Annotated in this window: 1 protein-coding gene; it reads left to right on the top strand. The window is 68.5% G+C overall.

The window, feature by feature from the left end:
- Positions 1-1,298, top strand: a 1,298-nt coding sequence (gene ftsH, locus K2X24_RS05995; protein WP_292495673.1) for an ATP-dependent zinc metalloprotease FtsH, incomplete at its 5' end; no start/stop codon positions are given.
- Positions 1,299-1,684: the final 386 nt, after the last annotated feature.

The raw sequence follows: 1,684 nt of genomic DNA, 5'->3' as shown, positions 1-1,684 counted from the left end.
GGGCGGTCGCGGGTGAAGCCAACGTGCCGTTCTTCACGATCTCGGGCTCCGACTTCGTCGAGATGTTCGTCGGCGTCGGCGCCTCGCGTGTCCGTGACATGTTCGAGCAGGCCAAGAAGAACGCCCCCTGCATCATCTTCATCGACGAGATCGACGCGGTCGGTCGCCATCGCGGCGCCGGCCTCGGCGGCGGCAACGACGAGCGCGAGCAGACCCTGAACCAGCTCCTGGTGGAGATGGACGGCTTCGAGGCCAACGAGGGCGTGATCATCATCGCGGCGACCAACCGTCCCGACGTGCTCGACCCCGCCCTGCTGCGTCCGGGCCGCTTCGATCGCCAGATCATGGTGCCGAACCCCGACGTCGTCGGCCGCGAGCGCATCCTGCGCGTCCACGTCCGCAAGGTGCCCCTGGCGCCGGACGTCGACCTCAAGGTCATCGCGCGCGGCACCCCGGGCTTCTCGGGCGCCGATCTGATGAACCTCGTCAACGAGTCGGCCCTGCTCGCTGCGCGGCGCGGCAAGCGCATCGTCACGATGCACGAGTTCGAGGACGCCAAGGACAAGGTGATGATGGGTGCCGAGCGGCGCACCCTGGTCATGACCGAGGACGAGAAGCGGCTGACCGCCTATCACGAGGGTGGCCACGCCATCGTGGCCTTCAACGTCCCGGCGACGGACCCCGTCCACAAGGCTACGATCATCCCGCGCGGCCGGGCCCTGGGCATGGTCATGCAGCTGCCCGAGCGCGACAAGCTGTCGATGTCCTTCGAGCAGATGACCTCGCGCCTCGCCATCATGATGGGCGGACGCATCGCCGAGGAGATGACCTTCGGCGCCGACAAGGTGACCTCCGGCGCCCAGTCCGACATCGAGCAGGCCACCCGTCTCGCCCGCATGATGGTGACCCGCTGGGGCTTCTCGCCCGAACTCGGCACCGTGGCCTACGGCGAGAACAACGACGAGGTCTTCCTCGGCATGTCCATGGGCCGTCAGCAGACGGTCTCGGAGGCCACCGCCCAGAAGATCGACGCGGAAGTACGCCGCCTCGTCGAGACCGGGCTCGAGGAAGCCCGCCGCATCCTCGGCGAGCACAAGGACGACCTCGAGGCGCTGGCCCAGGGCCTTCTGGAATACGAGACCCTGTCTGGCGACGAGATCAAGAACCTCATCGCCGGCAAGCCGCCGATCCGCGATTCCGGCGACGGGCCGACCACCCTGCGGGGCTCCTCGGTGCCCTCCGCCGGCCGTGGCCGCCCCCGCGGCAGCGACGGTCTGGAGCCGCAGCCCCAGGCTTGAGCGATCGACCCTTGACCGATCGGTGCTCGGCAGCGAGCACCGATCACATCGAGCCGTGCGCTCGCGACGAGACCACGGGCCCGCCACCAGCGGGCTCGTTCGCGTAAAGGCCCCGGTAACGCTGTGACGGGCTCGTGGCTATCCGCGCGACTCGTGCGCAGTCCCGCAACCGGATCTTCAGGCCCCGGCACGACGCTGGTCCGCCCGGACCGGACTGGACGAAGCCGATCGGGACGAGCGTCGTGAGACGGACTGAAGTTCCCTAAAACCGCGAACAGAAGACGGGACGCGAAGAGCATGTCGCGCAAGTATTTCGGAACGGACGGCATCCGGGGTCGGGCCAACGGCGTCATCACGCCGGAACTCGCCCTGAAGGTCGGCCAGGC

The organism is Methylobacterium sp., assembly GCF_019750675.1.
Lineage (GTDB): Bacteria > Pseudomonadota > Alphaproteobacteria > Rhizobiales > Beijerinckiaceae > Methylobacterium.
This window is presented reverse-complemented; position numbering and strand designations above follow the sequence as displayed.